The following is a 7,173-nucleotide window of genomic DNA, read 5'->3' as shown; positions in this document are numbered from 1 at the left end:
GGATGAAGATAATGAAACCCGATGATTTGAGAGCATTGACACCACTAATTTGGAGCTGACGGGGTGACAACCCTGTGAGAAGTCAGACAGTGTAGGGAACAGAGACAACCTATGGTAAAAAAGATTCGGTCAGTTATTGAGAATCCGACCGAACCCTAAAAAATGTTAAACCAATTGTACCGCAATCATCTTTCACGTTATCTGAGTGATGACCAACTAATTACTTTGGAAGTGCTGGTATACCTTATCCAGACCTACAAACAAGTAAAGATAGAAAGACTAGCTGCATACTTCCCTTTACCAATTAAATATGAGAGCCGTCGTCGCCGAATCCAAAGGTTTTTGAAGTCCTCAGCTTTATCAGTTTCGTTAGTCTGGTTTCCCATAGTCAAAGAAGTAGTTCAAAAGAAATTCTTGCCAGACCAGACAATTTATCTAGTCTTAGATAGAACTCAATGGCAAGATAAAAATCTGTTCATGGTTGGAGTAGTGATGGCGAAAAGAGCTTTGCCTATATACTGGCAGTTTCTAGAGAAGAAAGGAGCCAGTAACTTCGCTCAACAAAAAGCCATATTACGTCCAGTATTGAAGCTGTTTAAACAACACCAAATCGTTATTTTAGGAGACAGAGAATTCCAGAGTGTTGAACTAGCTAAGTGGCTGACCCAGCAGCAGGTCTACTTTGTGCTTCGACAGAGAAAGAGTACGAAGATAATGGTAACTCAATTAGGTTTTACTCCCTTAAAAGACCTAGACGTTAATCCAGGAGACCAACGGTTTTATCAAGAAACTAAAGTCACTCAACTGCATCAAGTTTCGGGGATTTATTTAGGGGTCTATTGGCGACGTATTTACCGAGGCATGGGGGCAAAGGAACCCTGGTATCTGCTGACAAATTTACCCAATTTACCTGAAGCTGTCAAAGCCTATAAAAAGCGCGTAGGGATTGAGGCGATGTTTAAAGATTGCAAGTCAGGTGGCTACAATCTCGAGGGGTCGCAAGCTCAGATTGAACGCCTTACTCGTCTAGTTTTGCTCATCGCCATTGCTTACACTCACTCGGTGTTCAAAGGACATACTCTTAGCCTTCGAGGTCAGTCTAAATACATCGGTCGCCATCGAAAAATTAAACAATCTTTGACTCGCAACAGCTACTTTTGGCTTGGTTTATATGGTAGTAGCTGGCTGGTTTCATTTACCTTGATGAAGGAATGGATAAACAAATTGATGTGGCTCAATCTCAATAAGCTGCCTTTTTACCAGAGGGGTCTACGAGCTATGTTTATTATCCAGCAATCTTTCTAGCTCCCTTGTCACCCCTTCAGAATTTGGAGTCATGTAAATCCGTATGGAACTTTCCGTTTGAATCTTGATGAAAGGCTACCAATTCAAATTGCTGCTTAATTTCAATGATGAAGTGTATATGGGGCAAGGGTTTTAGGCTAGATTGCCCCTGGTGACAGCTTCGCTAGTTTCACCCCAAGCACTAGGATCGGTCTTAACGCCATTAACCGAAATAATATCGTTGGCTAACTCTTCTGCCATCATTGGGATCAAACGCTTGAGATTTGTCTTGTAAGCAAGGGGCCATTCTTTAAGCAATTGCTCTCTTGCATCTTCATTTATATAAACGGTTTTATCCGCTGCTATTAAAACCATTGCTACATGACCTGAATTTTGCGTAACTGCAAAGACAAATTCATCACGGTCTGCCTTAAGACCCTCATACCAGTAGTCAATGTGTGCTGCTAATTCATGTTCATACAATGCCCGTTCCATTCGGCCGTCTTGTAGTAATGCTTTACGTAAGAGGTTTGCAATCTTTTTCTTTCTCACAGTCTGATTTTTAGAACTTACTATCCTGGTAAATATCCTTAAGCTCTCTGGATTTGTTGTCGTTCGCTCTTAGGAACTTTCATTCGTCTGCTCAAAGGATTTGTCAGCCTGTGCAGTGGTTCCAAGAGCTTGGTTATCTCGTGTTACTCGGATCAAAAACCGTAAGGCTTCATTAACCGCATCAGCACTGGGGAACATCTCTGCTACATCAGGTTCTAACCGCACAGTCGTTCCGCCAAAGCTTTTTCTTTTTGAGCCGAACTTTCTGACTCGTAAGCTCTTCAAGTCATACTCGGCTCTTAAATCATCGGACATTTCTGACTTATCCCTCTTCATAAGCTTTTCGCTCAGCTCGCGTCAATTCTCTGGCACTGATCAAACGAATTGAGTCTCCTCTCTCAGTGTACGACACAATTAACAAGCGTCCTCGGTTCGACGCTCCAATAATGAGGTAACGTTCCTCATCTTCGGAGTGGTCTGGATCGTAGAAATCGACATAAAAAGGGTCGTCAAAGACTGTTTTTGCTTCCTCAAATGAGACTCCATGCTTTGATAAGTTGCTTGCCGCCTTGTTTTCGCTCCACTCAAACTGCATGAAATCATTAACATTTGTGTTTTAGAACATAAATTATATGCGATTTAATAACGCTCTACCGAATATTCTTAAGCGCCTAAGACCGTTCTATACTAAAGAGGGCGGCTTTTTTAATGTCAATTTACTACAGATCAAAGCGATGAAACTATTAATTGCCGCACCCATAATTTACACAGCCTACCAATATCCCCTACATTTTCTAGCAATAGTAATTGGATTAATGTTTCTGCTCCACATAATTCAAGATTCGTATTTATCTAGAACTAATAGCAAAACCTCTTCATATGACCTAGTAAAAGAAGTATTTAATGATCCTAGCTCATCAAGTTACATACCTCAAAGGTTAGCTTGTGTGCCTGTAGATTTCTCAGATTGGGATTACAAATCACTTCAGATAGTTTGTAAATCATTAGGTATTAAAGCCAATCAAAGCAAGTCTCAACTGATAGTTGAATTAAATAATCAACTAGCAACTAACTAATTACTCGAACCAATTTAAATAGTCCTGTATTCGGATGACTTTAAAAGACGAAAAGCCCTTAGAGAAGCCTACTCTCTGAAGGGGATTTTTTTAGGTTTATTTATTTCACTCAATTGACATTATGATACAGTATCAACCCTACAACCATTTAAAGAAGCACCAAGCACAGTTAGTTTTTCTTGGTATAGAAATAGCAACTAAAGCACATCACGAGTTTGAGTATGGGCATCTAACACCCATAACATACACGCATTATCTTTGGGCAAATAAAATCCTCTGATTATTCAACTAATACTTTACACCAACTGATGAAACAACAAGGCTATAGCCCTAATTGCTAGTGTATCAAAGCAGTTTGGGAATGTCAGGAGGGCCCCGAACTATGAACAAAAAATATTACCTAACCATTGAAGTAGATCCAGAACAACTCATCAGCTCCTATACGGGTAATGACGACACTATTTACCCTGATGAGCTTCCAGACCTAGATGAGCTTGTAGCCTTTGAGCTTAATTGGGTAGCCGCATCAGGTATTCACATCAAGGAAATAGAAGAAATTAAGGAGTAATAAAAATGGTTTATACAGAGTTCGCAAAAGTTAAAAATGTCCTTACTGTAAAAACAAAATTCGGAATGCGGAAAGTCTGTAATGTCATTACAGAAAAGAATGGTGAAGAAGCAATTTGGGCAGAAGACTTGTCTTCTTTTAGTAATCTAAGCCCCAATCAACAAATACAAGTGATCAGGGGAACTAAAGGTAAGCTCACTGTTCTAGAGAACCAACCACCCAGACATAGAAACGGTAAGAGCGAATTAACGCATATATCTGAGCCTCTAAATAATGTAGTTGATGACTTACTCGACGAGCTACCAATACTTAGTGAGAAAGACAAGAAAAAGCTAAGTGTCTATATTCAGCAAAACAGTAAGCTCCTTAAGTATTGCTGTGATTGTGTAGCCAAAGAGTTCCCTGATATTGATGATAAATCTGTTAGGTCATTGGGAATAACTATATTTATCAATGCTCAACAAGCACTCCATTCTCAAACGAAGTGAAGATCAACAAAAATCTATAAAAGTAATTATGAGTAATCTTATTCCCAATGAGGAGCACTGCGAATATTACAGAACTCGTTTGCCAGACAGATATTTACATAGCGACGAAGTTTATCTAACTAAGGCTGATTATCAATTACTACAAGCTTTAGATGATGATGTCCAATTAGATGACCTAGAGTTTGAGTATCAATTGAGTATTGGGGCTATAAATGCTCTTAATAACTTTAGAGCCAAAGCTTTTGCTGACTATGACACTGTAGGGGACTTTAGGATCTGTATGTTGGAACTCCAGCAGTTAATAGATACTTGGCTAAATATGTGTGATTTATCCCAAATCATAATTGGGTAATTACTGCTTCTGTTCCTGTATTAATTCAATCGGAACACCTAAAGCTTTTATTAAATTGTGCTTTAGATGACAAAAGGATATGCGCTTATTTTGTTCGATGGAATTCATTAACATTTACCTGCTACAGCCTTCTCACTAGTTAGAAACTACTTGACCCCGATGGATAATACTTCTTTGCCAACAGAGCCTGCCCCAGTTGCTTTATCTTTCTTAGGTCATCACACAGGTATGAGTGTTAAGACTTTAAAGCAAGCTTTCTTGGATAATCTGTTTTTTGTCCAAGGAAAGCCAGTTGCCTTGGCGACCAAGCATGATTACTACATGGCTCTGGCTTATCTGGTACGAGAATGGTACGGCAGAAAGTTACACAAAAAAACCGCTCTCTTACAGTTTGCTACCTTTCGGCAGAGTTTTTGATGGGACCTCACTTAGGAAATAATCTGCTCAACATGGGCATTTACGACCAAGTGAAGCGGGCTATGGAGGAACTGGGGCTAGACTTTGAAGAGCTGTTATCCCAAGAAGTAGAACCTGGTTTAGGCAATGGGGGATTGGGTAGATTAGCCGCCTGTTACCTCGATTCTCTGGCGACCTTAGAAGTAGCATCGTTAGGTTATGGCATTCGCTACGAATTTGGCATTTTCGAGCAAGAGCTCAGCAATGGCTGGCAGGTAGAACAGACGGATAAATGGCTGAGGTATGGCAATCCTTTGGAAGTGGTGCGTCCCGAGTGGGCCACAGAAGTGAAATTTGGCGGTTATACTCAGTCTTATCAAGATGAAGAGGGTAACTATCGCGTTAGTTGGATACCGGAGAAAGAAGTTTTGGGCATTCCTTATGATACACCAATTCTTGGCTATCAGGTAAATACGGCCAATACACTTCGTTTGTGGAAAGCCGAGGCGGTCGAGTCTTTTGATTTTGCCGTGTTCAACCAGGGTAATTATTACGGTGCGGTAGAAGAGAAAGTCTCCTCAGAGAATTTAACCAAGGTGCTTTATCCCAATGATGAAACGGTAGCTGGCAAACAGCTGCGCTTGGAACAGCAGTTTTTCTTGGTATCTTGCTCCCTACAAGATATGTTCCGCATTTTGGCAGGTCAAGACATTCCCGTGGAGCAATTTCACGAGAAATTTGCCATTCAGTTGAATGATACCCATCCAGCAATCGGTTCAGTGGAACTAATGCGCCTGCTGGTAGATGAACATCGCCTGGATTGGTCATTGGCTTGGGAAATCACCCAGAAGAGTCTGGCTTATACCAATCACACCCTGATGCCGGAGGCTTTGGAAAAGTGGCCGGTGAATTTGTTCGGTCGCTTACTGCCCCGTCATTTAGAGCTGATCTATGAAATCAACGCTCGCTTTTTAGAGCTGGTGCGAATGCGGTTTCCGAAAGATGCAGCCCGTATAGAACGGATGTCTTTGATTGACGAGACTGGGGAACGTTACTTGCGGATGGCCAACCTAGCCTGCGTGAGTAGTCATACGATTAATGGGGTTGCCGAGCTACACAGCGAGTTGTTGAAGCAAACCGTTCTCAAAGACTTCTACGAGCTGTTTCCCGAAAAGTTTTGTAATGTGACCAATGGGGTGACCCCCCGCCGATGGATAGCCTTGAGTAACCCCCAACTGACCGAAACAGTCACCAAGCGCATTGGCTCTGGTTGGTTGAAGAACTTAGAGGAGATGCAGCAGCTCGAGCATTTGGCAGGGGATGCCTCTTTTCAAGAAGAGTGGCGTAACCTCAAACAGTCGGCGAAACGAGATGTGGCTAACCGAATACACCAGCAGCATGGTGTGTTGCTTGACCCCGCTTCATTGTTTGACGTACAAGTTAAGCGGATTCACGAGTATAAGCGTCAGCATCTAAATGTCTTGCAGATTGTGACACTTTACAGCCAGCTCAAGCAAAATCCGCAGCTGGAGATTACCCCTCGAACCTTCATTTTTGCAGGTAAGGCAACACCGGGCTATCATATGGCCAAGCTGATTGTTAAGCTGATTACCTCGGTGGGTAAGATGATCAATCAAGACCCGGCGCTGCGGAATCAGATGCGGGTAATCTTCTGGCCTAACTATAATGTGACCAACAGTCAACGCATTTATCCTGCCTCTGATTTGTCCGAGCAAATTTCGACTGCTGGTAAGGAGGCTTCGGGCACGGGTAATATGAAGTTTGCCATGAATGGGGCGTTGACGATTGGGACCCTAGACGGAGCCAATGTTGAAATTCGAGATGCTGTGGGCGCAGATAATTTCTTTTTGTTTGGTATGACAGCCGATCGGGTTAATCAGCTGAAGTTCCAGGGTTATCGTTCGTGGGACTATTACCAGGCTAATCCACAGTTGAAAGATGCCATCGATTTGATTGGGTCGGGTCATTTTTCCCAAGGAGATACGAGCTTATTTCAGCCATTACTAGATAATCTCTTAGATCGCGATCCATTTATGCTGCTGGCAGATTATCAGTCCTACATTGACTGTCAGCAGACCGTAAGTCAGGTCTATCGCGACCGGACTCGCTGGACGGAGATGTCAATTCTTAACTTGGTGCGAATGGGTCGTTTTTCTTCAGATCGTTCTATTCAAGAATACTGCGAGCGCATTTGGAAGGTCTCCCCTTCGCCTGTACGATTAGGCGACTATATTCAGATACATGGCCCATTAGGGGTAAACGAAAAAAGGTGTGGGAAACGGAGTAACCGTTCACTCCCCCTAGCCTGAATTATTCATGAGCCAAAACATAAGTGTAGCGACTGGAAATGTCTTTGATAATTTAAAGAACTGAATCAGCGTTCTAGGTTCTGTTGACACAATTAACGCAACCAAATTAAAGCCGAAGCAAATTCGG

General features: G+C 42.1%; 7 protein-coding genes and 1 pseudogene. 5 read left to right on the top strand and 3 right to left on the bottom strand.

The genetic code is table 11. The annotated features are described in order from the left end of the window. Window positions 1-162 precede the first annotated feature (162 nt). Window positions 163-1,305, top strand: coding sequence for an IS4 family transposase (locus ACLFKQ_RS30405; protein ID WP_448998311.1), 1,143 nt, complete (start codon window positions 163-165; stop codon window positions 1,303-1,305). Window positions 1,306-1,437: 132 nt separating this feature from the next. Here the strand turns inward: ACLFKQ_RS30405 and ACLFKQ_RS30400 are convergent, their stop codons facing one another. The 3 genes from ACLFKQ_RS30400 to ACLFKQ_RS30390 all read right to left on the bottom strand — a co-directional run bounded on the left by ACLFKQ_RS30400 (window position 1,438) and on the right by ACLFKQ_RS30390 (window position 2,431). Continuing rightward, on the bottom strand, window positions 1,438-1,836 hold the full coding sequence (locus ACLFKQ_RS30400; protein WP_449003333.1) for a hypothetical protein: 399 nt from the start codon (window positions 1,834-1,836) through the stop codon (window positions 1,438-1,440). Between the two features lie 69 nt (window positions 1,837-1,905). Next, window positions 1,906-2,172 carry a hypothetical protein gene (locus ACLFKQ_RS30395; RefSeq protein WP_449003332.1) on the bottom strand — a complete coding sequence of 89 codons (267 nt, stop codon included), beginning with the start codon at window positions 2,170-2,172 and terminating at the stop codon, window positions 1,906-1,908. Beyond that, window positions 2,159-2,431 (bottom strand): BrnT family toxin, encoded by a 273-nt coding sequence (locus ACLFKQ_RS30390; RefSeq protein WP_449003331.1) that lies wholly within the window; start codon window positions 2,429-2,431, stop codon window positions 2,159-2,161. Before ACLFKQ_RS30390 ends, ACLFKQ_RS30395 begins: the two co-directional genes overlap by 14 nt. An 863-nt stretch (window positions 2,432-3,294) precedes the next feature. Between ACLFKQ_RS30390 and ACLFKQ_RS30385 the strand changes: the two genes are divergently transcribed. The 4 genes and pseudogenes from ACLFKQ_RS30385 to ACLFKQ_RS30370 all read left to right on the top strand — a co-directional run bounded on the left by ACLFKQ_RS30385 (window position 3,295) and on the right by ACLFKQ_RS30370 (window position 7,046). Further along, window positions 3,295-3,480, top strand: coding sequence for a hypothetical protein (locus tag ACLFKQ_RS30385; RefSeq protein ID WP_449003330.1), 186 nt, complete (start codon window positions 3,295-3,297; stop codon window positions 3,478-3,480). Between the two features lie 5 nt (window positions 3,481-3,485). Then, a complete protein-coding gene (locus ACLFKQ_RS30380) occupies window positions 3,486-3,968 on the top strand; it encodes a hypothetical protein (RefSeq protein ID WP_449003329.1) in 483 nt (160 codons plus the stop codon). 28 nt (window positions 3,969-3,996) lie between these two features. Further along, window positions 3,997-4,320, top strand: a complete 324-nt coding sequence (locus tag ACLFKQ_RS30375; protein ID WP_449003328.1) for a hypothetical protein — start codon at window positions 3,997-3,999, stop codon at window positions 4,318-4,320. A 159-nt stretch (window positions 4,321-4,479) separates the two neighbouring features. Continuing rightward, window positions 4,480-7,046 (top strand): annotated as a pseudogene (locus tag ACLFKQ_RS30370) (glycogen/starch/alpha-glucan phosphorylase). Window positions 7,047-7,173 lie beyond the last annotated feature (127 nt).

The sequence above is a fragment of the Myxosarcina sp. GI1(2024) genome (assembly GCF_053543375.1).
The sequence above is the reverse complement of the archived record's forward strand: the minus strand, read 5'-3'. Positions and strand labels throughout refer to the sequence as shown.